Origin of the sequence: Algoriphagus faecimaris (assembly GCF_900101705.1) — a bacterium.
GTDB classification, from domain to species: Bacteria; Bacteroidota; Bacteroidia; order Cytophagales; family Cyclobacteriaceae; genus Algoriphagus; species Algoriphagus faecimaris.
Map to the genome: position 1 here is coordinate 1 of NZ_FNAC01000001.1, position 23,613 is coordinate 23,613.

At 40.6% G+C, this 23,613-nt stretch carries 25 protein-coding genes; 11 read left to right on the forward strand and 14 right to left on the reverse strand.

All coding sequences use genetic code 11. The features are described 5' to 3' along the window. On the forward strand, positions 1 to 141 hold a 141-nt coding region (locus BLQ57_RS00005; protein ID WP_139162624.1), incomplete at its 5' end, for a transposase. A gap of 410 nt (positions 142 to 551) precedes the next feature. Further along, positions 552 to 992 (forward strand): hypothetical protein, encoded by a 441-nt coding sequence (locus tag BLQ57_RS00010; RefSeq protein ID WP_139162625.1) that lies wholly within the window; start codon positions 552 to 554, stop codon positions 990 to 992. 57 nt (positions 993 to 1,049) lie between these two features. Here BLQ57_RS00010 and BLQ57_RS00015 read toward each other — a convergent pair whose 3' ends face one another. Further along, positions 1,050 to 1,559, reverse strand: coding sequence for a type II toxin-antitoxin system VapC family toxin (locus BLQ57_RS00015; RefSeq protein ID WP_087941435.1), 510 nt, complete (start codon positions 1,557 to 1,559; stop codon positions 1,050 to 1,052). Beyond that, a complete protein-coding gene (locus BLQ57_RS00020) occupies positions 1,559 to 2,614 on the reverse strand; it encodes a helix-turn-helix domain-containing protein (protein ID WP_087941436.1) in 1,056 nt (351 codons plus the stop codon). The genes BLQ57_RS00015 and BLQ57_RS00020 overlap by 1 nt, the downstream gene beginning before the upstream one ends. A gap of 167 nt (positions 2,615 to 2,781) precedes the next feature. Between BLQ57_RS00020 and BLQ57_RS00025 the strand changes: the two genes are divergently transcribed. From BLQ57_RS00025 to BLQ57_RS00035, 3 genes are all read left to right on the forward strand, one after another. Continuing rightward, a complete protein-coding gene (locus tag BLQ57_RS00025) occupies positions 2,782 to 3,138 on the forward strand; it encodes a helix-turn-helix domain-containing protein (RefSeq protein WP_087941437.1) in 357 nt (118 codons plus the stop codon). Further along, positions 3,119 to 3,853: an ImmA/IrrE family metallo-endopeptidase gene (locus BLQ57_RS00030; protein WP_087941438.1), complete on the forward strand. Its 735-nt coding sequence runs from the start codon at positions 3,119 to 3,121 to the stop codon at positions 3,851 to 3,853. Before BLQ57_RS00025 ends, BLQ57_RS00030 begins: the two co-directional genes overlap by 20 nt. Before the next feature lie 127 nt (positions 3,854 to 3,980). Continuing rightward, positions 3,981 to 4,364, forward strand: a complete 384-nt coding sequence (locus tag BLQ57_RS00035; protein WP_087941439.1) for a hypothetical protein — start codon at positions 3,981 to 3,983, stop codon at positions 4,362 to 4,364. Positions 4,365 to 4,400: 36 nt separating this feature from the next. Here BLQ57_RS00035 and BLQ57_RS00040 read toward each other — a convergent pair whose 3' ends face one another. The 11 genes from BLQ57_RS00040 to BLQ57_RS00085 all read right to left on the reverse strand — a co-directional run bounded on the left by BLQ57_RS00040 (position 4,401) and on the right by BLQ57_RS00085 (position 17,965). Further along, positions 4,401 to 4,685, reverse strand: a complete 285-nt coding sequence (locus tag BLQ57_RS00040; RefSeq protein WP_169712814.1) for a helix-turn-helix domain-containing protein — start codon at positions 4,683 to 4,685, stop codon at positions 4,401 to 4,403. A gap of 23 nt (positions 4,686 to 4,708) precedes the next feature. Continuing rightward, positions 4,709 to 5,389, reverse strand: a complete 681-nt coding sequence (locus BLQ57_RS00045; protein WP_087941441.1) for an RloB family protein — start codon at positions 5,387 to 5,389, stop codon at positions 4,709 to 4,711. After that, a complete protein-coding gene (locus BLQ57_RS00050) occupies positions 5,389 to 6,672 on the reverse strand; it encodes an AAA family ATPase (RefSeq protein WP_087941442.1) in 1,284 nt (427 codons plus the stop codon). The genes BLQ57_RS00045 and BLQ57_RS00050 overlap by 1 nt, the downstream gene beginning before the upstream one ends. A gap of 140 nt (positions 6,673 to 6,812) precedes the next feature. Then, positions 6,813 to 8,201 (reverse strand): P-loop NTPase fold protein, encoded by a 1,389-nt coding sequence (locus BLQ57_RS00055; RefSeq protein WP_240507888.1) that lies wholly within the window; start codon positions 8,199 to 8,201, stop codon positions 6,813 to 6,815. Positions 8,202 to 8,539: 338 nt separating this feature from the next. Further along, the gene (locus BLQ57_RS00060; protein ID WP_169712786.1) at positions 8,540 to 9,577 is read right to left on the reverse strand and encodes a tetratricopeptide repeat protein; all 1,038 of its coding nucleotides are present in this window, start codon (positions 9,575 to 9,577) and stop codon (positions 8,540 to 8,542) included. A gap of 31 nt (positions 9,578 to 9,608) precedes the next feature. Then, positions 9,609 to 10,982: a restriction endonuclease subunit S gene (locus BLQ57_RS00065; protein ID WP_087940772.1), complete on the reverse strand. Its 1,374-nt coding sequence runs from the start codon at positions 10,980 to 10,982 to the stop codon at positions 9,609 to 9,611. Next, positions 10,979 to 12,442: a class I SAM-dependent DNA methyltransferase gene (locus tag BLQ57_RS00070; protein ID WP_087940773.1), complete on the reverse strand. Its 1,464-nt coding sequence runs from the start codon at positions 12,440 to 12,442 to the stop codon at positions 10,979 to 10,981. The genes BLQ57_RS00065 and BLQ57_RS00070 overlap by 4 nt, the downstream gene beginning before the upstream one ends. A gap of 6 nt (positions 12,443 to 12,448) precedes the next feature. Then, positions 12,449 to 15,682: a type I restriction-modification system endonuclease gene (gene hsdR / locus BLQ57_RS00075; RefSeq protein WP_087940774.1), complete on the reverse strand. Its 3,234-nt coding sequence runs from the start codon at positions 15,680 to 15,682 to the stop codon at positions 12,449 to 12,451. Between the two features lie 285 nt (positions 15,683 to 15,967). Further along, positions 15,968 to 16,165: a hypothetical protein gene (locus tag BLQ57_RS21625; RefSeq protein WP_394331253.1), complete on the reverse strand. Its 198-nt coding sequence runs from the start codon at positions 16,163 to 16,165 to the stop codon at positions 15,968 to 15,970. Positions 16,166 to 16,179: 14 nt separating this feature from the next. Further along, the gene (locus tag BLQ57_RS00080; protein ID WP_087940775.1) at positions 16,180 to 16,701 is read right to left on the reverse strand and encodes an N-formylglutamate amidohydrolase; all 522 of its coding nucleotides are present in this window, start codon (positions 16,699 to 16,701) and stop codon (positions 16,180 to 16,182) included. Positions 16,702 to 16,849: 148 nt separating this feature from the next. Further along, positions 16,850 to 17,965, reverse strand: a complete 1,116-nt coding sequence (locus BLQ57_RS00085) for a hypothetical protein (protein WP_139162626.1) — start codon at positions 17,963 to 17,965, stop codon at positions 16,850 to 16,852. A gap of 231 nt (positions 17,966 to 18,196) precedes the next feature. Here BLQ57_RS00085 and BLQ57_RS00090 point away from each other — a divergent pair, with 231 nt between their 5' ends. From BLQ57_RS00090 to BLQ57_RS00105, 4 genes are all read left to right on the forward strand, one after another. Next, entirely contained in the window at positions 18,197 to 18,598 is a 402-nt protein-coding gene (locus tag BLQ57_RS00090; RefSeq protein ID WP_087940777.1) for a hypothetical protein, read from the forward strand. Next, positions 18,595 to 18,795: a helix-turn-helix transcriptional regulator gene (locus BLQ57_RS00095; protein ID WP_087940778.1), complete on the forward strand. Its 201-nt coding sequence runs from the start codon at positions 18,595 to 18,597 to the stop codon at positions 18,793 to 18,795. Before BLQ57_RS00090 ends, BLQ57_RS00095 begins: the two co-directional genes overlap by 4 nt. A gap of 254 nt (positions 18,796 to 19,049) precedes the next feature. Then, positions 19,050 to 19,742 (forward strand): DUF5995 family protein, encoded by a 693-nt coding sequence (locus BLQ57_RS00100; protein WP_087940779.1) that lies wholly within the window; start codon positions 19,050 to 19,052, stop codon positions 19,740 to 19,742. A gap of 27 nt (positions 19,743 to 19,769) precedes the next feature. After that, positions 19,770 to 20,186: a DUF6933 domain-containing protein gene (locus tag BLQ57_RS00105; RefSeq protein ID WP_087940780.1), complete on the forward strand. Its 417-nt coding sequence runs from the start codon at positions 19,770 to 19,772 to the stop codon at positions 20,184 to 20,186. 176 nt (positions 20,187 to 20,362) lie between these two features. Here BLQ57_RS00105 and BLQ57_RS00110 read toward each other — a convergent pair whose 3' ends face one another. Further along, complete coding sequence (locus BLQ57_RS00110) at positions 20,363 to 20,755, reverse strand: hypothetical protein (protein ID WP_087940781.1); 393 nt, start codon at positions 20,753 to 20,755, stop codon at positions 20,363 to 20,365. Positions 20,756 to 20,958: 203 nt separating this feature from the next. On the opposite strand from BLQ57_RS00110, the gene BLQ57_RS00115 reads away from it, so the two are divergent. Together BLQ57_RS00115 and BLQ57_RS00120 are read left to right on the forward strand one after the other, a co-directional pair. Further along, a complete protein-coding gene (locus BLQ57_RS00115) occupies positions 20,959 to 21,447 on the forward strand; it encodes a DoxX family protein (protein WP_087940782.1) in 489 nt (162 codons plus the stop codon). Positions 21,448 to 21,450: 3 nt separating this feature from the next. Further along, positions 21,451 to 23,073 carry a Gfo/Idh/MocA family protein gene (locus tag BLQ57_RS00120; RefSeq protein WP_087940783.1) on the forward strand — a complete coding sequence of 541 codons (1,623 nt, stop codon included), beginning with the start codon at positions 21,451 to 21,453 and terminating at the stop codon, positions 23,071 to 23,073. The last annotated feature ends 540 nt before the right edge of the window (positions 23,074 to 23,613 follow it).

Genomic DNA, 23,613 nt, shown 5'->3' on the forward strand with positions numbered 1-23,613 from the left:
GCAACAGATGTAGAACCTGTTTTCGGAAACCTCAAGTTCAACAAAGGCAGAGGCAGATTCATGCTCAGAGGTAAGGAAAAAGTAGCTATCGAAACTGGTCTGCTGGTCATCGCACACAACTTGGCCAAGATGGTCCGATGAGCCATTTTAAAGCCCGGTTTTTGTCCATTAAGCCGTGGAAATACTGCATAGTAACTCCTTTACCAAAAATCAACACCGAAACCCGAAGTTGAACAGAGGTCAAAAAAATAAAGGCCGAAAATCAGTAAATCGGCCTCTACGCTCTAAAAAAGGCTGCCTTAAACTTTTTAACCAGTTTTGAGACAGCCTCTTTGCATTTATACATTTCTGGGCGAGAAGCCTGTCCCGATGAATGAGCGAAGCGATTGATATCGGGAAGCCCAAGAGGGGGAGCGAAAGCCACTCAGAAATGGGTGGCTTTTTTTTTATTCTTATCCGATTAAATTTCTTTACCCGCTCCTTTCTTTTCCTACAAAAGCTTTACTTTTAATCATTCAGTCCGATTGGAAAATCCTGTAAATGTCTCAATTATGAAAATTGCTCTAGGTTGTATTTTTGCCTTTGCCTTCACCTTTCTTTCCTCTGAAATAAGTATAGCTCAGACTATCCTTGAAACAGAAACAATTTCCGATCTCAACAAAACACCAAATTACGTCTTCGGAGTCAAAGACGAGGATGGCCTCAAAAGCGCCTTGTCGGTATATGATACCTTCATAGAAAACGGAGTAAACATCGAAAATTTTGAAATTGTAGTGAAAGGACCTGTCGTCAGAACGATGGTAGAAGGCTCCGCGCTCGAAAAGTATTTTGATAAATACAATGGGAAAGTCCGGGTTAGCATCTGCAATATAGCCTTGAAAAGACTTGGCGTTTCCCAAGAGCAGCTTTTTTCGGGATTGGATGTAGTAGAGACCTATACGATTCGCATCCTTCAGCTTCAGGCTTTGGGTTATAATTCGATTTCGTATTGAGGGAAAAGCTTAAAAATAGATAGAACTTAACTTAGGGTCGTTTTGGCTGGTACTTTATCAGGAGTTTAATGATTTAACCCTTTTCTCGATTTCCTTTTTCATCAAAGTGCCTTGGTACATGGAGTTGATCTTAGGCATCATTTGTAAAATATCCAGTGCTTCAGGTTTTGGTATTAATCCTGCAGTAACCAATTGATCCCAAATCCAAAAAATACCATGATAAGGGAGGTTCAGTTTGCCTGCAAAGTCACGCACTAGCTTATCGCTGCTAATGACCATGACGCCTCCAAGTTTTTGGGCTAAATATAGAACGGAGCGGTCCTCTTGGGAAAGCCCTCGGGGAAAGGCAATCTTTCCCATTTCCTGAAAGTCATCCTCATGGAGATTGTGTATATGCAGTTTGCCGACGGATTCGCAGGCCTCCAGAATTTGCTGTTGTTCCGGGTAAAGTTCATTGATTACCGCCACAGTCGTATGCAGTTCGAGATCAAGCTGGAAAAATGAAGTGATCATGTCCAACTCTATCAGGTCGATGAAAATACAGGCATCCGTAACCGCTACTCGCATCAGACCACCATATTTTCCTTTCTAAATTCCGCCAGTTTCTGATTCTTCAGTGAGGCTGCTTTGCTCATGGAGATGAAGTCTTCTGCCAAAGCCCGGAAAAGCAATTGGGAAAAGCGATTGGAATGTTCTGCACCTTCATAAGCTACGGGCTCGTTTTTCCGATAACCCAATTGATTAAACATAGCATAAAACTGTCTGAAGTAATTGTCGGAGATCAAGCCAAGATCTTTTGCCCGATAAACCAAGGCCTGCATGGAAATTCCATACTGCTGCTTGATGGCGGCCAATTCATGGAAAGAAAGCCTGCTACGCTTGCCTCCCAACTCGATCCGAAGGCGCTCTTCGGGAATCAGCATCGCAGTGGCAAAGGCATGGCAAAACTTCTCCTTCTCTTTTTCAGGATGATGATTCACCTCCAAAATCAAATGCGCCAGCTCATGCAAAGCGGTAAACCGCTTACGATCAGGGGCATCATTCAGCTTGGCCTTGTTAAGGACGATCAAAGGAATATTTTTCCCATTCACCCAAGTACAAAAGCCATCAAATTCCTCGGTGGACTCTATCTCCAAAACCTTCACATGATGGTCTTCCAACAGCTCGATTACATTGGAAAGTGGACCAGTTCCCAGATCCCAAAATTCACGTAACTTTTCTGCTGCCTTATCAATATCTTCAAAAGACTGAATGAGAACACCACTAAGCGGATTGTCAAAACGAGTTTCAATCCCCAGAATCTGTTCCAATTCCAGATACCTCCCCAATTCGTCCTTGGCAATCTCCACGATTCGGTTTCGCTCCTTTGCAGTAAATAGGCTCAATTTGCCATTTTCCGGAATATCGATTTCCAAAACCTGATCGGAGAAAAAGTAATCCGGTCGTACTACCAAGGCTTCGGACAGAATTCCGATCATCTCGCTGTCGGGAATGACCTTTCCCAACTCGTACTTACTTAGGGACTGCTTGGTGATCCGATTATCGATTTTATCAGCCAAGCCCTGAAGGGAAAGTCCATTCATCAGGCGGGCTGATTTAAGCCGGGAGGCGAGGTAGTTCATGCGAGTTTGAGTTTGATTAGGTCAAATTTTGGTTGACAAAATTACATAATTATATAAAATGTGTCAACTTAATTCAAGGCTAACTTTAACTTAAATTTTGTTACATTTATTTTTATTATTTCTGTAACTCTGTAACTTTGTAACATCATTTTTTAACCAAAGCCATTATGAATCAGGATCAACTCATCGGAAAGAACCTTCAAGCCCTTCGCAAAAAGCTTGGCTTTACACAGGATCAAATTGCAGTGTACTTAGGAATATTGAGAGAAGAAGTCAGCTATTACGAAAATGGTAGCCGTACCATTCCATCCCCTTTGCTAAGTAAGCTGGCCAACCTGTATGGGGTGGATGAGTATGACTTTTTTGAAGAAGATTTGGAGGTGGCAAGTGTCAATCTCGCCTTGGCATTTCGGGCAGATAGTCTGAAGGCCTCCGATCTGGAGCAAATCGCCAAATTCAAAAAGATAGTCCGAAATTACCTAAAAATGAAAACCCTTCTCGCCGATGAGTCCGCTGGTTCTTGAGAAATATGCAGCTCAGTTCCGGGCTGAGAATGGATTCAGCAACAAGGAAAGCATCCATCTCAAAAGCCTGCTACACAAACTTGGAGTCCTCGCAGTATTCAGACCCTTGGAAATGGATGTTTCAGGGATGGCCATCAAGGTAGGTGAGAATAATCGCTTTATGCTGGTGAATACGGCCCGAACGCTTGGTCATCAGCACTTCACGGTTTGTCACGAACTCTATCACCTGTTTATTCAAAAGAATTTTTCATACCATGTCTGCCAGGTAGGCGCCTTTAACAAAAAGGATAAAGAGGAGTACAATGCCGATTCTTTTGCGTCCAAATTTCTTATACCGGAAGACGGAATCAGGGATTTGGCTCCTGATGAGGAATTGGAAAAATCAAAACTAAGCCTCGCAACTGTATTGAAAATCGAGCAATACTTTTCCTGTTCCCGAAGAGCTCTATTGAATAGGCTATATGAGCTGAAATTGATTGATAAATCACAGTCTGAGGAATACAGTCATGGGGTACGGGCCAGTGCCATGAATCACGGGTATTCACAGAAGCTGTATGAGAAAGACAATCAAAGTGAAGTAATCGGGGATTACGGAGACCTAGCGCGAAAACTCTACGAGCGGGACCGTATTTCCGAGTCTCACTATTATGAACTTTTGGAGGATTTAGGTTTGGATTTTTCTAACTTGGGAAGCAATAGGGACGAAAAAGAATGAGAGGCTTATCCTGATCGACGCAGATGTCCTTTCCCACTTTATCTCCGGTGGACAAATCACCCTGCTTCCACATATTTTCCCCTATCCCATCAAGATTCTCGATAAAGTATATGCCGAAATCTCACGCATGCCGGGCAGGAAAACCGAAGTGGACAATTTGCTTAACTTCAAACTGATTGAACAAATCCCTTTTCCGGAAGACCAGCCTGAAATCAAAAAAGAATATCTCCATATTAAAAAGCTTATGTTCAAAGGGGATGGAGAATCCGCCTGTTTGGCTGTAGTCAGGTATTCCAAAGACATCCTAGCCAGCAGCAACCTGAAAGATATTGCCAGCTACTGCAAAATGCATCATATCACTTACCTGACTACGATGGACTTTCTCTGCCAAGCAGTCAAGAACGGCCAACTGACCAAATCAGCTTGCGATAACTTTATTCAGCGGGTACTGAAAGCAGGAAGCAGGCTTCCTGTGAAGAAGTGGGAAGAGTATGAGTGTAGGGAAATTTGAAAAAGTTGGCTTTTTAGGGTAGAAGTATTGAAGAGTTTATTGACCTAAAGTCACCCTAAACTCTAATCCTAAGACTATAGACATCTTCGCCAAAACTTCCCAAGAAGGTTTTTGATCACCTCTGAAAAGCTGGGTTAAGTAGGATACAGAGGTACCAATTTGGTCAGCCAACTCTTTTTTCTTCATTCCTGTCTCCTTCATTTTTTCATCCACTAATCCTAAGAATTGCAGGGCCAAAACACTGGCTTTGATTTCGATGGAATCTTCTTCAGTCATATCCTGAAAGAGATTTCTATATTGGGTTTGAAGTGAGTTTTCCATATCTGTTTTTTTAAAATCCCCCATTACCTCCTCAAATTCCGATTAAGTTCCTCCACCAATCCAAACACTTTGGTAACCGGATTCTGCTGATGGTAAGGGAGGTCTGATCTTTCTTCAAAAAGTATTCGAGCTCGTTCTATGGCTTTCTCTTGTGAAGATTGCTCATGACTTTTCAAAATACCATAAACTTTCTTGCAAAAATCAAAGCGCTTTCCATCTTTCTCATAGTTCAAGTCGAGGCGCTTTCCTAGCTCTTGGTAATAGAAAGTCCGGTGATTTTCAGCATCAGTATACTCGAAATGGAGGTAAAACCACAACTCAAAGGCATCATTAGAATAAGCAACTCGGTATCCCAAACTATTTGCACGCTCAATTGCATTATCAAAATCACTGAATTCAGCTTCTCCTCTCCTGACATCCATATCGAATACGCACCAGACCTCATCTCGAGCTTCATCAGATTGGATCATTTCTGTTGTCTCCACCAATTTAAGTTTGGACTGACCACCTAGATTGACTGCATCGACTCTAACTCCGAGGACTTGAAAGGATTTAAAGTACAATTCCTCGGTTTGGCCTTCGCAGACGATCAGGATGGTCTTATTTATAGGAATTTCCTCCACTCTATAGGCGGTGGGACTGGATTTTCGATTCCATGCTTTATCCTGATCGGTAACCTTGATTGCTCTTGTTTTCTTTGGCATTATTCAAAGTCAGTTAGGGATGAAAAATCTCCCAAAAACGGGATCGCACCATATTTTCCTTGGATATAATTCTTTTCAAAGGATGCATCATTTCGGACACCTTTGATTTCCACTAAGGTATATAAATGGCTCGCGCCATATCGGTCCTTTTCCACAAAGTCGATTTGATCTCGCCTTAATAGATCCGCAGAAAGTAAATTGGTGTCATGTGTTGTGAAAATTAATTGAGCACCCTTGTTTGCGTCGGAATTAAAAAGCTCGATAATTTTCTGAGTCAATAATGGATGGAATCTGGCGTCAAATTCATCAATTACTAAAGTAGTCTTGTTTTTAAGAGCTCGGTAAATAAATGGACTTAACTCAAACATCTTTCTTGTTCCTTCTGACTCCTGAAACCCAAATGAGAAATCACTTTTTCCTCTAGGCATTAAATTTTCGTCAAATTGGGTCCTGCTTGAAATGATCATTTTCCCTTTTTTCAAATCCTCCTTCGACTTTTCATCAACTTCATCTGGAAAATCTTCTCCCTTCAAATCAATTGTAAAAATATCTTCGATACCCAGATCAGCATTTTTCAGGAATTCTAGAATAAACTTCTTTTTGACATTATCACTCAAAGAATCTCCTGCTACGCCATACATCCCACGATGACCTAAACCACTTATCACAGAAATTGAAGAAATCTCATCAATAATTCGTTTAGAAATCTTTCCAAAACCAAAGGAAGCCAGAGAGGATAGAAATAAGGAATTATCTCGGAAAATTTGGCCTTCTCCTCCAGAAAGTTCAATAGACATTTGTCCTTCCTGAAAATGTTTCTGATTGATCTCGATAATTTGATCGTTTTCTCTGATAAAAAGTAGCTGCTCTCTCAAATTTGGAGTTGAAAATAACCACTCACTCTTTACTGAATTTTCATCTGCCTCAAAACCATATCGATAGCGAATACCTTCAAATCTGAAAAGCATTTGAAAGAATGTAGGCTTATTTACCGTTTCTATAGAAAGCTGAAATGAATGGATCATTTCTAAAACCTCTTCATCTTTTACAGATTCTTTGATAATTCTGATAAAGGTGACCAAAGCCTTAATTACATTGCTTTTCCCACTGGCATTAGCCCCGTAAATGGCTTTAGACTTTAGTAAGCTAAGGTCTTTATCTACTGGAATCAGGTTTACGGTATCGAGACGTGGATTTTTAGACTTAATTTTAGCCGCAGTCATATTCAAGGTCTGCATATCCTTGAAAGACCAAAAGTTCCCAAAGCTGAATTCCTCGATCATATTGTAAAATATTTATTTGTGAATTTTTCACAAATATGCAAATAAGAATTGAAGTTGTGGTATTTTTACCAGTTTTATTTTGTGGGGATAAACACAAAAAGTAGACCTCAAGCGATTCAAAATTTCTATAACCGTCGGCTCTAGATTATTTCAAATTTTGTATTCAGAAGCGATTGGAAATCATTTCGCTCTAATAGTGCGGCCAACAATGAAAAGAAATTTATTTTTTCAAAGTCAACCGCTGTCCCATTTTCATAAGAGATAGTGCTGACTAGACAAGTAAATGTATCGCTTAAATTTTGGGGGTTAAATCCTCTTTCTATTTTATATTTTATGGTAAGCTTATTTAACTGTGTTTCAAACTCTAATTCCTGACCTGATTCTTTTGATTGCTTATTTATGTTTTTCGAAAGATCTTTATAGGTAGCGGCTTTTAATATTTGATTTATAAAAAATCTATTAGAAACCTCATCCAATATTTTCACATCTTTATCACCCAAAAACTTACATTTTTCAGTAAATAGCTCGTAATCTTGAAACAAGAACAATAAAAAATCTATTGCTTTAACGATTTCAATGTCATTATTGGTAAGAGAGTCATAGTAGCCCTTTCTCCAAATATTCCTTTCTTTTAAAACTTGACCTCCTAAAAAAATCCGCTTTAATACTCTAATAGAGACTAAGTTGTATTGAATAAAAGAGTGGAGTATTTGCTTGATTAATGCTCCTGCTACATCTTTTCTTACATCACCAAGGGAAGCCCTTTTATCTCCGAAATCAATTACTACTTTATGAAACAGCATTATCACACTCTTTACCATTTCTGGTGACAAGTCATAATAAAAAATCGACCTAGAGTAAAATTTATCTATGTATCCAGAAAAATCAACATCTGCTCCATAACGATTGGCAAAGATCTTTCGAATATTTTCTATATCGCAGACAAGGATGATTTTGTTGAAGTCAAACTTGTTTTGATCAGTGTCCTTTTTCAAATCAACATGAGCCGAAAGGATGTTCATTATCCTGAAAATATGCTCTGGATCAATACGGTCTAGGTCATCAACAATAAGCACTATTTCTTTCCCAGTTTCTTTGAGTTGGTTGACAAGGCTACAAATCAATTGGGTATAAAAATCTTCTTCATTGATCCCCTTTTTATCTTTAAATCCAGATAAGTATGAAATAATCTTGTCTTGCTCTGTGATGTTCGCCTCCTTAAATTCTTTCTCAAATTTTTTGTTAAGCTCGATCAACCCGTTGGCGATATCCTTTAGAGAGGCTCCAACTTTGGGAATTATCCCCAAAAGAAAAGGAATGATTTCTGTTGCGTGGTTATTCAGGAAAAATGGAAGAAAGGTTCCTTTTTCAATCTCTACTTTATCAAAGTTCAATCCTTTTTCCAGAAGCTTGAAAAAAATATCATACTTGATTAACTCAAATATATCCTCATTGGAAGCTACAGAGTAATTAACCGGATAGATATGGATTGCCTCGTATTTCGAGTGATCCTTGAAAAACTTATCCAAAAAATAAGTTTTACCAGTTCCGAATCCTCCTGAGAAAATGATTCTATGGTTATTGGTCAAGTCCAAATGGGCTGAAAACTGCTTTTTGGGAATCTCAAGTTCAAACTCCATATTTATTTTAAATATAATTTGATGCAACTATTTTATTTACCTAAAATAATTTCTTAATACTCATCTTTTTTTCTGAAACAACAATCCTACCCCACCTATTATAAAAGTTATAATAAATATAATTACAATAATCTTAGTTCGAAAATTTTCAAATCGAATATATGCTTCACAGCTTGTAAGTATTAAACTTAACAAAAGAAAGTATAATATATTTAAGAATTTATTTTTCATAAACAAAATTTATCTATAGCTTTTTTAATATCATTATATCCAAGATCAAGAGCTTTTCTAAAATCAACACAACTATCGTCATTTCTACCAATTGTTAACTTCACTTGTCCTCTCAACACATAGTATTCTGCAATTTCATCATTTAATTGAATTGCTCGATTTAGATCATCAATAGAATCTTGAAATTTGTTTAAGTCAAAATATGACAAAGCTCTATTGAAATAGGTTTTATGATCATTACTCTCAGCACTTATAGAATTTGTAAAGTAGGAAATCGCTTTAGAATGATTACCTTCTTTGGCAAATATAATTCCCAAGTGAAAATTGATATTATTATCTTTTGGAAATTGAGTAAAAGCATTTAGCAAAAATTCTTTTGCTTCCTTTAGTTTATCCTGGTTAAAATATAGCAACCCTAAGTTTTTATTTATATTGCCCCTCAAAGGGAGCTCACTTTCCAAAGTCAGCGCTTGTTTAAAGAGATCCTCTGCTAATTCAAACTTTCCATTTCGCAAGTAATAAACCCCCAAATTATTTAACGCGAATGGACTTTCGGGTTCTCGTTCAACTGCAAGTTGGAAGTAATACAATGCCTTTTTTTCGTCCTTACTTAAACTATAAAAATTTGCAAATTGAAATAAAATATTGATGTTATCAGGATCAAGCGAGTTAGCTTTTTCAATGAATGGTAATACCATATTAATTTCATTACGAGCCAAATAAACCTCAGAAAGCCTTAAATAAGGCTCATACCTACTACTGTCCAAAGAAATTGCCTTCTTTAAATTATTTTCGGCTGAATCCAATTTATTTAAATTTTTAAATGCTATTCCATAATAGTAAAAGTGTTTATATTCAATTTTATCCGGAAAGCCTTTTTTTAAAATGGTCATAGCTTCTTGATACTCAAAACTCTCTGTAGCTTGATTAAAATCCTTGATAACTCTATCAGGATCTTGATCACACGAAGAAATAAAGAGAATCAAAACTATAATCGAAATAATTTGGATCATATTTGAATTGATCATTCTCATACTTTTTGATTTCATTTAAATTCATTATATCCTAATTGGCCTTTCCCTCCTCCGCCACCATCCCCAACTCTCCTACCTCCCTCACATACTCCTTCACTTCCTGTCCGACCAACTCCCCACTAAACGCCTTCGCCAATACCGCCTGGGGCATTTGATCAATCTTCGCTTTTAGGCTTTGGTATTGGGTTTCGATTTTGTCGGCGAGGTCAAATAGTGCATCGACTCTTTTCACAATTTCTAGTTGTTCTTCAATTGGTGGTGAAAGAAATTCAAATGAAAGTATTTGCTTTCCACTTATATGGGGTATTTGTGTCCCAGTCTGTTCTCCGAAAAGATGATAAATGTAGGAATCTGAAGAAATTAAATAAAAAAGAAATTTGCTATCTAAATCTTTTGAAGGTCTGAATCTTGCGACACGCTGAACCAGAACACAAGGCAAATCCTCTTTCTTTGCTAGTGCAACTTTTAAACCTGAAGAAATGATTGGTCGATCCATCGCGAGGATTACCTCACCTTCCTTAATGTATAAATGATTGAATTTACTAAGTTTCGATTCAGGAAAATATACTGTATCATTCCATCTTAGACTACCTGGCTCAATGTTCTGACCTCTCAATAATCTAACCCCCTCAGATTCAAATTCAGCACTTTTAAAAGCTTGCCCAACATCAATGTCTGTCAACGATTTCAAAGTACTATTCTCCCACTCCCCAAAATCCTTCCCCTCTCTCCACTCCTTCGTCAAGTCCCCTTTTACAGCTTGGGTAAGCACCTGCTGACGGAAGTTTTTGAGTAATTCTGGAATCCGATCTAGCTTCTCCCTCAACACATCCAAATGCCCAAAAATCGCATCCAAACGGGCTACAATGCGCCGTTGTTCGGGGAAGGGAGCTAAAGGAATATCTATTTTAGAATATTCTTTGTATTTGAGGTTTCTTAGATTATTACTTCCTCCTTGGTATTTAACAACTTCACCGGAATGATAAAAGTATTGCAAATAATAATTGACATATGAGTTATCAACATTATCCACTATGCGAAGTAATCTCAAAAAATTTGTTCCTACTTTAGGCAGATTAGGGTGATGTGATAGTGCTTCTTCATCAATTCTAATAACTCTCCCAACTGGCTGGTCTGGTCCTCCACCACTAATTTCAATTAACAAATCACCTACAATTAGTTCTCGCTTTTCAAGACTACTTTCTTTAATCAGCCTAATTGAAGCTGTTTTCCCTTTTTCCTTACCCCAGTTTTTTATCTCACTTCCTCGAATACAGGCTACTTCCACAAAGTCTTCACCCCAAAACTTATCTGGATCTTTTCCCCAATCGCCGCCAATCACGAACTTGGAGATTTCATCTAAAGAAATCGTTTTCCAACCCTTCGGTAATTTCCCCTCACTCATCCCAATAGTCCGATTATTTGATCCAACTCTTTTTTAATCGCTTCCAATTCCTGCGCAGCCGCTTTGGCAATATCGATGGGGTCTCCCAAGTCCGCATTTTTGGAAATACTCTCATCCTCGATCAGCCCGATATCCAGGGAATCGTTTTTTGCTGCGATCTGCTCTCTAGTGAAAACTTGCCACCTCGGGTCTTGGATGGCTTTTCGCTTTTCCTCATTGATTTCTCCTTCATACGCGTCTTTTACCTGATCGAGTACTATCCCTCCGGTATAGGCCTTTACAAAGTCGGCAAAGGCTTCCCGTGTAAAGGGAGTTCGCTTCCCATAGCTAGGGGCATTGGTTCGCATGTCGTAAAACCATACCCGCTTCGTATTTTCAGTTTCCTTTTTCCCTCGTGTAAAGAAGAGCACATTGGTCTTCACTCCCGCTGCATAGAAGATTCCCGTAGGAAGTCGTAGGATGGTATGCAGGTCGCATTTATCCATCAAGTCCCGACGGATTTTTTGTCCGTCACCATCTTCGAAAAGAACATTATCCGGAAGCACCACTGCCGCCCGTGCCGTACCCGTATCCTTACGCAAGGATCGATAGATATGCATCAGGAAGTTCAGCTGCTTATTGGAAGTCTTGATGGTGAAATCATCCCGGGTCGGTCGCTCTCCACCCTGTTTGGTTCCAAAAGGTGGATTCGCCAGTACCCCATCGAAATTTTTGAAACTCTTTCCCAAGTCGGTTAGGGTATCTCCTATTGCAATTCTACTTTCCAAGCCATGGAGCTTTGCATTCATCAAGGCAAGTCTATGTGCATCCTGTACCAGTTCGCAACCGGAAAAAGCCTCATTGACCTGGAAAGCTCTTTCTTTACTGTCTAGGGCAAAATAATCTGTCGTCTTTCGCCTGAGATATTCGTCCGCTGCGATCATAAAGCCAAAGGTTCCTGCAGCAGGATCATTCCATCGCTCTCCAACTTTAGGTGCTAGAAGTTCCACCATTATATTAATCAGCGGTCGGGGCGTGAAATATTGGCCAGCGCCGCTTTTCTTCTCTCCAGCATTTTTCTCCAAGAGTTCCTCATAGATACTGGCTATTTTATCCTGCTCCTCGTCTTCAAACCAATCAATCTGGTCGATATTGGTAATTAAGGTTCGCAGATTGACCGGCTTGCGAAGCGTAGTTGAGGCATTGGTGTAGATTTCCGTGATGGACTCATTGGTAGACATCGTACCCAAATTTGCCAGCAAATCCCGGTAGGTATCAAAGAGCTCCTTGTTATCTTTGATTTCTTTGAGCTTGGTCCAGCGGTACTGCTCCGGGATATCCTGATCAAACTTTTTGATTTCGGATAATCTCAAGAATAAAATATAAGTTAACTCATTCAGGTACTGGTGATAGGTCACCCCATCATCTCGCAGGACATTACACAGTTCCCAAAGCTTCTTGGCTATTTGCTCGGCACTCATAATTTATTAGGCATATAGATTTTGGTTGAGTTGGTTGATTAGCTCCTCCAACTCGTCTTCAAATAATTTATTCAATCGCTCAAAACCACCATTCTCACTAAAAGGTGGCTGATCCAAATCTTCTTTTCTTAGGATGGTCTCTCTCAACAATTGCAATTCAAAGCGCTCTATCCATTTCAGTTGGATTTTATTCCAATCCTTGAGCTTACGGATGGAGTCCACCGCCCGCTTGATTCGTTCCTCATGACTGACCAAGGAACTTCCTAAGGAAAGCGTGCGGATAAAAGAAATAATGTCCGCGGCAATATCCTCGTTTTTGGTTTCTTTCCAGGCGGATTTCAGCATTGGGGCATTGAAACCTGCTTGATCCAAAGCCAAAAGCAATTCTTTCAGTGACTTTCGGTCCAGTTCCGCAGGACGGCTCGTCACAATCTTCAGTGCCTCGATGCGGTTTTGATTTTCTTGGATGAACTTGGCGAAGTTATCCAAATAATCTGCTGGTTTTTGACCTTTTCCATAGCCACGTTCTATTCCAAGAAGCCTGTCTTCATGTTCTGAAACCAAAGTGCCAACAGGCGAAGGTTTTAGCTCATCCAAAAATTTCCATAAAGTTGGAACGGATTTAACTTTTGCTACCGCATCGGAAGGTTTTTTTGATTTTAAATCTTCCAGAAAACTATCGGCACTTTCTCCTTTGGAATTGTAGAGAAAGGCATCCTCTTTGTCTTTTTCCAGGTATTTTCTTTTTCGCTGGAGTTTGGCAATCAAGGCCTCAATCTGACGTTTGGTCCGATCCTCCTTTTCGATTTGATCCAGTTCATCGACCAATTGCTGAAAACTGGCCTTGGGATTGGAGACCACGGGTTTCATTTGAGTGAAATCCTCCAAAGTCTCATAAATCTTCACCGCATCATAAATCTGAAAGACCTCCTTTCCGATTTCATCGCATCTGCGGGTAGCCCTACCAAGCATCTGTTCATAGAGAATTCTGGATTTGATTCTTCTCAGAAAAACGAGGTTACAAATAGCAGGTACATCAACCCCTGTTGTTAAAAGATCTACCGTGACGACGATATTGGGGTATTTCTCATTTTTGAATCGGGCCACCTGCTCTTCGGGATCATAGGATTTTCCGGTGATTTTCTGAATGGAATCGTCGGGCACATCTACTCCGATTGCCTCAAATTCCTCTTTGAGGTATTGCACCACCCGGTCTGCATGCTCGTCTGTGGCGGCAAAAATCAGCGTCTTATCATCTCCGTCAGGATCTAGCCTATTGACCAATTCCTTGATGACTGTCCGGTTAAAACTTTCTGTAATTACCTGCTTATTGAACCCGGCAATGTCAATCTTCAACTCATCCTCCAATTGCTCCAATTCCACAATGGAGTTGCTTTCCTTATCATAAACCTTGGGCTTTTCTCCCTTTTCCCACTTGATTCCTTCTTCCCCCAATTGAGTTTTGATCAAAATAGGCGGTTCATGGTCAATTAAAAATCCATCGATTACTGCCTCCCGATAGGAATAAGTATACACAGCATTCCCAAAGATTTCTGTAGTATGCAAGGCAGGAGTAGCAGTCAGTCCAATCGCATGAGCATCAAAATAATCCAGAACCATACGGTACTTGCTCACATAGTCCCGCTGATCCCGAAACTCCAAATCATCCTCATCCAGCTCTCTATCCAGAAGGTATCCTCGATGGGCTTCGTCTACGATAATGCAATCGTACTGATCGATCGCCGGAATATCCTCTCCCTCATTGTAAAAAAGTCTTTTGACCATGCCCTGCACCGTAGCAAAATGTAGACGTGTATCCAACTCAGGAGCCAAATGCTTTAATTCCTTGACATCGTAGATCTCTGCGAAAGTATTGAGTCCGACAATCTTATTATCCTTGAATGCATTGATAGCCTGTCGAGCCAATAACCTCCTATCCACCAAAAAGAGAATTCGTTGAAATCTATTGGATTGAATCAGGCGATAGGCAAGTCCGATGATCGTTCGGGTTTTCCCTGTCCCCGTTGCCATGGTGATGAGGGTTCTCCGATCTTCTGGTTTGGCGATCAACTTCTTTTCTACGGCCCGAATCGCTTCAATCTGATATTTCCGAAGGCCTAAGCCTGTTTCTGCTTCTAAAAAATCAATGGGCTCACTTTGAAGCTTGAGTTCAGACTCTTTTCGGTCCTTTTCGAATAATTTGACCAAACCTTCTGGGCTATACCAGCCTTGAAGGACTCTCGATCGATTAAAGGGATTGCGCACATCCAAAAACCATACCCCTGACTTGGTTTTGATTTGCTCGAGAAAGGGTCTCCCGTTGGTTGAAAAAAGAAAGGGTACATGATACTTTTCCCAGTTCCCCAGCAAGGCAGCCTCATGCTTAGCTTCTACCTTTTCAGCATAGATTTTTGATTGATGAAGGTCTGTGGAAATATCGGAAGCATAGCGTTTTGCTTCTACAATTCCGTATAAGTCAAACCCGATAAACAAGGCATAGTCTGCCCACTTTTCTCCACAAGGCCACTCGGCAATCGCTAGATTTCTGCCTCTTTGGGGAAGGGTTTTATATTTTTTGAAATTTAGAGTTTTGGTATCTACTTCCCATCCAGCCAGTTTGAGTTGTTCATCAATCAGCGTTCTCGTCTCAGCCTCAGACATCTCTATTTTGCTGGCAGCCTTTTCAGAACGAACCCGGATTTCTTCTTGCTTTTTAGCGGGTAGAGCTGATTTATCCCGCTCTTGGAGCAGCTTTTCAAACTGTTTTTGCAATTCAGCATGCTCCTTTTCCAATTCATTTAAGGCATGCCTTGCATCGAGTTTTGGAGGGAGCTGAAATTGAACAGTAGATAAGCTTTGATTCTCGTCAGAATAGGACTGATAAAACCATCGGGCTATTTTAAAGCTGGTAAAAAGCAATTCCTCTGCATCTTTCTGACTTGCCTTATTTTGATGCACAGCAATGTTGCCCTTGTGCTTGATGGAGTTCAAAAGGTCTTTGACCTGCGATGGAATTACCCCCTCCAGCTCTAGATTTTTTATCCGATTATGGAACGTGTTGTCATAAGGAAAGTCCAAATGATGCTCCTCAAAAAGGTATTCCGTCAGCCGTTCCCCAAACTGTCTGAGTTTAAAAAGACAGGTCACATGGTCTTGGTGAAGGTTAAATTCTGCCGCTTGCCCAATGTTAAAAAGGATTGGGAATTCTTTTTCTAAAAATGAAAAGTTGGAAAAGGTCATTTTATTCTGAATGAATCAGTATTGGCTTCAATTGAATTAATTCCTTAAATAATGCATAAAAATGGAAAATTAAAAGCTTTTTATAACTACCAAAGCCTGTAAGTAGGTTGAATTGCAAATATTATGTTTGGTTGCAACCTACAATCAGAATCCTATATAAAAAAGATCAAAATGTTGTGTTAAAAGGCTTTGCTTTTTTTGTGAATTCCCGAATCTATATGACTTGGTCTGTAGAGTTTAAAAATCTCGAATTCATTTTTAGTTGAAAAAAAATCAAGTCAAACCTCAATTTTCAACTTCCTCCTTCATTAAATCTAAGAAGCCAAACACCACATTTTTAATCTTGTCGAAGTCTTTATTCTTTTGCACTTTGTCCTCATGCATATACAAGCTTCGATTCACCTCCAGCATAATGGACTTTAGACGATCATCCTTTTTGTATAGATCAAGAGGGACGATGGATCCGCTGTAAGGAATATCAATCCCAACAGTATATCCTAATTGCTTGAAATAATACGAACCAAATTTTGAGGAGTGTGAAAGGAGTCTGTTCCGATATTAAAATCAGGACGAAAATCACCTTTGTAAAAGGAACAGTTAAATGGTTTCATTGGAAATGAATGACAATCTACAATTAGACATTTTCCTTCTTCAGCAAGCTTAGTTTTTGTGAAATCCAAAAGTTGGATATGATGCGGCCGGTAAAACTCTGATAAAATCTTTTCTCTCAACTCTGGGCTAATTTCTCTAAGCATCCCCCCTGAATCAGTGCGTTGGTATAACACCCCCATACCAAAGCTGGCCATTAATTCTTTATCATCATCTTCAAAACGCTCTACATCACAAAAAACCCTCGAAAAGGGCGTTATCAATTTAGGTTGCTTAGGTAAAGCAAAAAGCTCATCAGTAAACCAATCGGTTAATCTGAAAATCTCCTGTTCAATAGCTTGGCGATTGGTAATGAAACCATCAAAATAGGGTATATGGGTAGAGGAATGAGGGATATGTAAAAGCATCATTAAAAGATAAAGGTTTTTATTAAATAGTGTGAAATTCTGAGTCAAGATGCTTAGTAGAAATCTTCTTTCAGTTCCTCATTAAATACTGAAGTTCAACAATGTAAATCGAGTTATTAGTAGAGACTAGGCTTTAGGTTTGACCAAAGACCTACCTCTCCCCCAACCCAAAAGGAATTATTTCCCCTTGTTTTCTGGCTCTTTCTCGAACTTCTAAGTGGAATGAAAGCATTTGTACACTTGCCAGGGGATCGGGTACATCGGTAGTGTCTAAAAACTGAATGGTTTCAGACTCGGTTAAGGCATAGTACTTTTTGACAAGAGGCTTTTGCATTTTGAGTAACCAAGGGAAGGTCTCAGAAAAAATATCAGCATTTCCCCCTATCAACTTACTTTGATCACAATGGATTCGATAGCCCTCCTCTGCTTTTAGAACATGGTATACATAATGATGGCCATCTTCGTCAATGACTTTCTCGGCATCACATAGAACTTGGATCAATTCTTCTTCCGATAAATCCTCCTCACTCCGACTCAATTCTACCAAAGGTAGCTGAGACCATTTTTCGAATAAAGACAGGTAGCCATCGTATTCTTCAAATAGCTCAAAAAAAGGATACCAACTCAACAAGCGAAAGGAATCAACATTTAAATATTCAATAATAAAGTCAAAGGTTCGACGGTACTTATACGTCCATGTAATTAGTTCATCTATGTGAATGTACTCTCCGGTGGGCTTCATTTCCTCCAAGGCCTGCAGCGCAATTTGGATATGAATCTGTTCGTCAGGGCTCAGGTAAAAACTCTCCTTATCATCATCATAAATCTGTAAGATCAAATGATCACCGTACGCTTCTTCATTTCTTCCAAAATTGAAATAATAGCATTCAAAAATTTCCTTGATCAAGTAGGTCTTACCGTCATCTGAAACATCCAATGCGAACCTGAAATCCATATGATCCCGGGTATGATTGCCTATAAATCTATAAGCTGTACGATTGAGGTCAGGATTACAATCCAAATTGCAACAATGCCCTTTTTCCACAATAAGGAAAGCATCTCCTCTCTTTTTCATATACTCAAACCTCCACGCTAATTTGCTTACAAAAACCGGCATCAACATGTCCTGATAGGTCTGATTGGCATCTAAAAGCTCCTCGAGCAACTCGGAATCCATCTTAGAAAAAGCATGGAGCACTTGATTGAGATAAAAATCCATTCGATGGGCAGAATTGAGGTATTCAGATTGACAAAATGACTTTATCAAGGTATTATTTTTGAGATTTTGATCCAAGACCCAAAGCCTTTGAAAGGAATAAAAACCTCCTAATTATTAGATTACCAAATAGTTAATCCTGGTATTTTTCAAGCCCCTTTTCCAAGTAGCAAAAACTGCCAATCGCCTATTGAGTTCCATGGACTTTTTTTAAATGTAAATAAAACTTGACTTTTGTGAAATCTTATTTACATTTGTCAAGTAAACCTTACAAAACGAACTATGGAAACTATGAAACTGGAACGCAAAAAAAGAATCATCAAGCTAGCCGTCTGGACTTGGACTTGGGTAGCTACTATGGCTATTGCCACCTTTGGCCCTAGATTTATCTGGGATGATCACGTCTTCCTCACGGCATTTGCTATTATTGTCAATTTGGCGAATGGAGTTCTTATGATTTTAGCCAACCGGGATTTGTTTAACCACTTTGATGAGTTTGAGCGAAAAATCCACCTTGAGGCTATGGCACTAACCTTGGGTCTCAGTGTTGTTGTTGGATTGACTTACTCGCTTTTGGATACTACCAATTTGATTCCTATCGACGCCGAAATATCCTTTCTCGTGATGTTTATTGGCATTACTTACCTCATCAGTGTATTTATCAACTTAAGACGATTTCAATGAAAAACCGTATCCGAGAGCTTCGTGTGGAGCGGAAATTAACGCAAGAGGACCTGGCGGAAATCCTGGGCATTTCCCGACAATCGATCAACGCCATCGAAAAGGAAAAATTCGATCCCAGTTTGACAACCGCCTTCAAGATGGCCCAACTCTTCGAACGCCCGATCGAAGAACTTTTCATCTATCAATCGGAAGAATAAAACGGAGGCTGTCTCAAAAGTCCATTTGGTTACTATTCGATTTAAAAACACTCGTCTCGAAATCGAAATGTGTTCCAAATCGCCAGCATAGGCCTTCTATCCGGTAAAGTCGGTAGGACACTAAGGCTGACTGTACAAGGGACGGATTTTTAGGCAGCTTTTTTATGGAATACTAATTCCATCGCCCTTTACCATCAATCAAAATCCTATCTATTCCCCTGCGATTTTCAAGGCAAACCCCTATTTTTAGCCACATGAACCCCATCACTACCCTACTCCAGCGAATGAAGGAGGAATCCTGCCAATGGGAGACCGCCGGTGATCGCAGACATATTTTTTTGCAATGCTATACCCTGATGAGTCAGAATATGTACTCGGCTATCCGTGCAAATCACTTTAAGGACTGCATTTGGGTCAGCAGCCTTTTGGTCCGATTCTCCGAATACTACTTTGATGCTCTAGACCTCTATCAAGCCAATCATCCCCAAGTGCCCAGAGTATGGAAGCAGGCACATGACGCCACCAAAAACTCAGAAACTCACGTGCTTCAAAACCTCCTTTTGGGAATCAATGCACATATCAATTATGATCTCCCACTAGCCCTCTATGATTGCCTCGAAAATGAGTGGCCTACCTGTGACACCCCGCAGCGAATGCTCCGGAAAAATGATCACGAATTGGTCAATCGGATCATTTCCGCTTCGATCGATGAAGTGCAGGATACCATTATCAAACCAATAGCTCCTTCGTTGGCAATTATGGATAAAATGCTCGGTCCCATCGATGAATGGCTACTTTCCAAGATGATTAGTGCCTGGAGAAGCGATGTGTGGGAGGTGTCTGAGCTACTTCTTCATGCCGAATCCACTCATGATCGACAGGAAATCATCCGCAAGCAAGAGACTGAAGTCTTCGAGCGAGGGGAAAAATTGATCAGGATATTTTAATTAACCCACCTCTAGCCCGATAATTATATGACTAATACGCTGTCCCTTTACGCTTCCAAAAAATTAAGCCCATTCTTGGGAAAACCCTTTACTCAAGAGCTGCCTACAGTAGATCCCAATACAATTCATCCCCTGTACTGCTGGTATGCTGATGTGTATTACTACAAGCGGAAAAAATACTTGATCTTTTGCAATGAGATCTCTCGTTTTACATGGATGATGGGGCCATTTTCAGCGGACAAAAAGCAGGGTTTTATGGAAAATTTTCAAGGGCAACTTCGGATTAACCTCAAAGCCGTAATTCCCAATACCGAGCTGTATTTCGAACAATTGCAAAGCCTAGGTAAAATCTCACAAGTGCATCGGGGTGCAGTAGCACATCTCAATCAGATGAAAATTGGACTTGACTATCTCAAAGAATATCTCCCTGCTATGGAAAACTGAGAGCTCCTACTTCCCAATGAATTTTGGCAGGTGGCGGATGTAATCACATCTCGTGGAAAAGAAAAAGGCTACTTTAACCCAAAGGTTCGATTCAGAGAAATTTGGGAAAACAAGGAAGTGCTTTCCCGATATTAAAAGGCAATAAACACTTTCTTCAAAAAGACAAAAGCTTACCATTAATCCCGCCTTAGCGGACTATTGGCCAAATCCATTTCTTGCCTCTTCTTTCTCAATAAGTACTGAATTGGGCTATCCTCGCTTATATGCTCTGAATCCACATATTCATACCCCAGTCGATCAAAAAAGTTAAGTGCATCTACCATGGAATTGAAGAGTACCACATTCCCATTTTGATCAATAATTTGGGAATCATTTACCCTACCTCTTGACCTATCCTGACCAAAATCAACCTCTACTCGGACCGTATTGCTGAAGAGTCTCCCCCTTCCCGTAAGTTGAATATAAGTGGATTCGATCTCCTTTAGGGCAACGCCATCGATGGTTTGGGCCTGCAAAGAAAATACAACTGAAAAAAGAGAAGAAAAGACAAGTACCAGAATTTTTCGCATAGACTTTAAATAGAGGTTTAGAATCAAGATTATTTACGAAAGTCTAGATTTTTAGTTTTTCTACCTACGAAATTTATAACGCATTACCTTTCAATCAATCCACTCTAACGGAAAACAAAGCTCAGCTAATCAACTGATTTTCATCATGTTTTTCCTCTAAAAAAGATGCTAATATCGTAGGATTAACCAAACACAGCACAAGTATGTCCCCATCTACCCCGTTTTCCACCGCCCAAACGACCGCATTGGTACTCATGCGTCTGTTTGTGGGATGGCATTTCTTATACGAAGGTGTCATCAAATTTCACAGCCCTTCCTGGACTGCAAAAGGCTACCTCCTGAGCGCCACCTATTTCGAATCCTTCTTTGCTTGGCTAGCCGGAGAATCCATGATTTCTATCGTGGATACCTTAAATATCGCCGCACTTCTACTGGTAGGTATCGCATTGATTATGGGTTTCAAAACACGCCTGGCAAGTATCATAGGCATAGGTTTGCTCCTACTTTATTACTTTGCCCATCCTCCCTTTCCCGGCTACCCGCAGGGCATCACTGAGGGGAGCTATTGGATCATTAACAAAAACCTAATCGAAGCCGCCGCCCTACTAGTGATCTTTTTATTTCCAACTTCCAAAATCTTCGGATTGGAGAGACTTTTTGTAAAATCACCTGTACCCACCCAAACCCTCTAAATCATGGCAACTGACAAAAAATTATTCTCCGGATTTTCCCGCAGGGATGTACTCAAAAGCCTCGCCGGGATCCCCATCCTTGGGACAGTTTGGGCTGCAGGTCTAAACACCGTCAACCAAGCTCAACTTGAAAAGAAATACCTTCTCGAAAAACTCAACATCAAGGCCAGTCCTCCACCCGCTTCGGGCCCTATGAGTGGGGATCCCTTACGTGTGGGTTTAATCGGATTTGGCATTCGAGGGGAGCAACTGATGCGAGCCTTGGGTTTTGCCACGCCTGAATGGATCGAAGAAATGGCCAAGGCTAGCGAAAAAGATCCAAATGATACAAGATTAGCAGATTTTCAGGCTCAGGAAAACCTCAATGTAAAGCTTACCGCCATCTGCGACATTTTTGATGTGCGCGCGGAAAAAGCCGTAGAGGCATTCAACCGAAATGGAAACTCCTGCAAGCGCTATGAAACTCACCTGGATCTAATCAACAGCGGAGAAGTGGATGCAGTAATCATCGCCACCCCGGATCATTGGCATGCACCGATGTCCATCGCAGCGATCGAAGCTGGGGTCCATGCCTATGTGGAAAAACCCATGACACACAGCATAGCCGAAACTTACGCCCTTCGTGATGCGGTACAGCGAAATCCCAAATCTGTCTTTGCCGTAGGCCATCAGCACAGACAAACACTCAGCTTCCTGACTGCTCAGGATGCGATCGCAAAAAATACCCTCGGCCATGTTTCCTTGGTCGTCACCAATACCAATCGAAACGACGACAATGGCGCCTGGCAATATCCCATTCACCCGGATGCCTCTCCGGAAACCATAGACTGGAAGGCCTTTTTGGGAAATGCTCCCGAGGTAGATTTCAATCGCGAACATTTCTTCAGATGGAGAAAGTGGTGGGCTTATGGATCGGGATTATCGGGAGATTTGCTCACCCATGATTATGATCGGATCAACTGTGTGCTGAATATGGGCATCCCTAAATATGTAACCGCCTCGGGAGGGGTATATACACACAGGGATGGAAGAAATGTACCTGATGTGATGCAAGTCAATATGGATTTCCCTGATTTCAGTACAGGCTCCAGTCAGGAAAGCGGCAAAGAAAAAGGAATGAGTTTGGTCTACAGTGCCACTCTAGGCAATCAATTTGACCGGGGCACCGTCCTCATGGGACATGATGGGAGTATGGAACTGGGAAATGTCCTCACCATCCATGCAGACCCTCGCTCCACTCAGTACAAAGAGATGATAGCGGAGGGAAAAATCGATCCATCTGTCCCCATTTACCAATACGACCCTAGTGCGGATGGAGTGGATGCAGTCACTTCAGCCACAGCCAAATACTTTGCCAATAAAGGCTTGCTCTGGACCTACAGAGATGGAAAGCGGGTGGATTCCACTTTTCTTCACCTTCGGGAATGGCTCAGCTGTATCCGAAATGGAGGTACGCCAAGCTGCGGAATAGTAGAGGGTTTTGAAGAAGCCATCACCGCTCACATGGCAGGGCTCTCTTACAAAATCGGTCGCAGAATCGAATGGGATCCAAATACCGAAGAGATCCTTGCGCTTCCAGGCGAAGATCTCGATGCCATTTTACTGGATAACTCCATGGCCGTTTAAAAAGAAGTATCCCAAAAAAAGCAGATCCAAGCCTTTCGCGACTAAGAAGGGCTTGGATTTTTCATCTAAAACTGATTGATATGATGGGAATTTAAAACTGCTCGACTCACTCTTCCTTGTTTTTTGATTGAACTGACTTTTCTCAGGAAAAAAACAGGTTAGATACTGAAAAATTTGGAGCATCCTCACTATCAATATATTGCAATTAAGCTTTAAAAAATACAAATGACTCATAGAGACTATCGATTTCTTAAAGAATTTGATAGAGGTTATCTTTGTGTTAATGAAATCGAGCATGACGTAGCCGTCACACACGGGGATGACTATCAACCATGCGAGATTCCATAGCCTGCCCCGACTATTCGGGGTGGCCATCAAAGAAAAAAATTATATACACATGAAATCGAGCATGACGTACCCGTCACACACCGGGATGATTATAATTGCGAGATTCCATCCCGATACTCGGGACAAGTTATGACCGCTAAAAGACAATTATAAACACATGAAATCGAGCATGACGTACCCGTCACACACCGG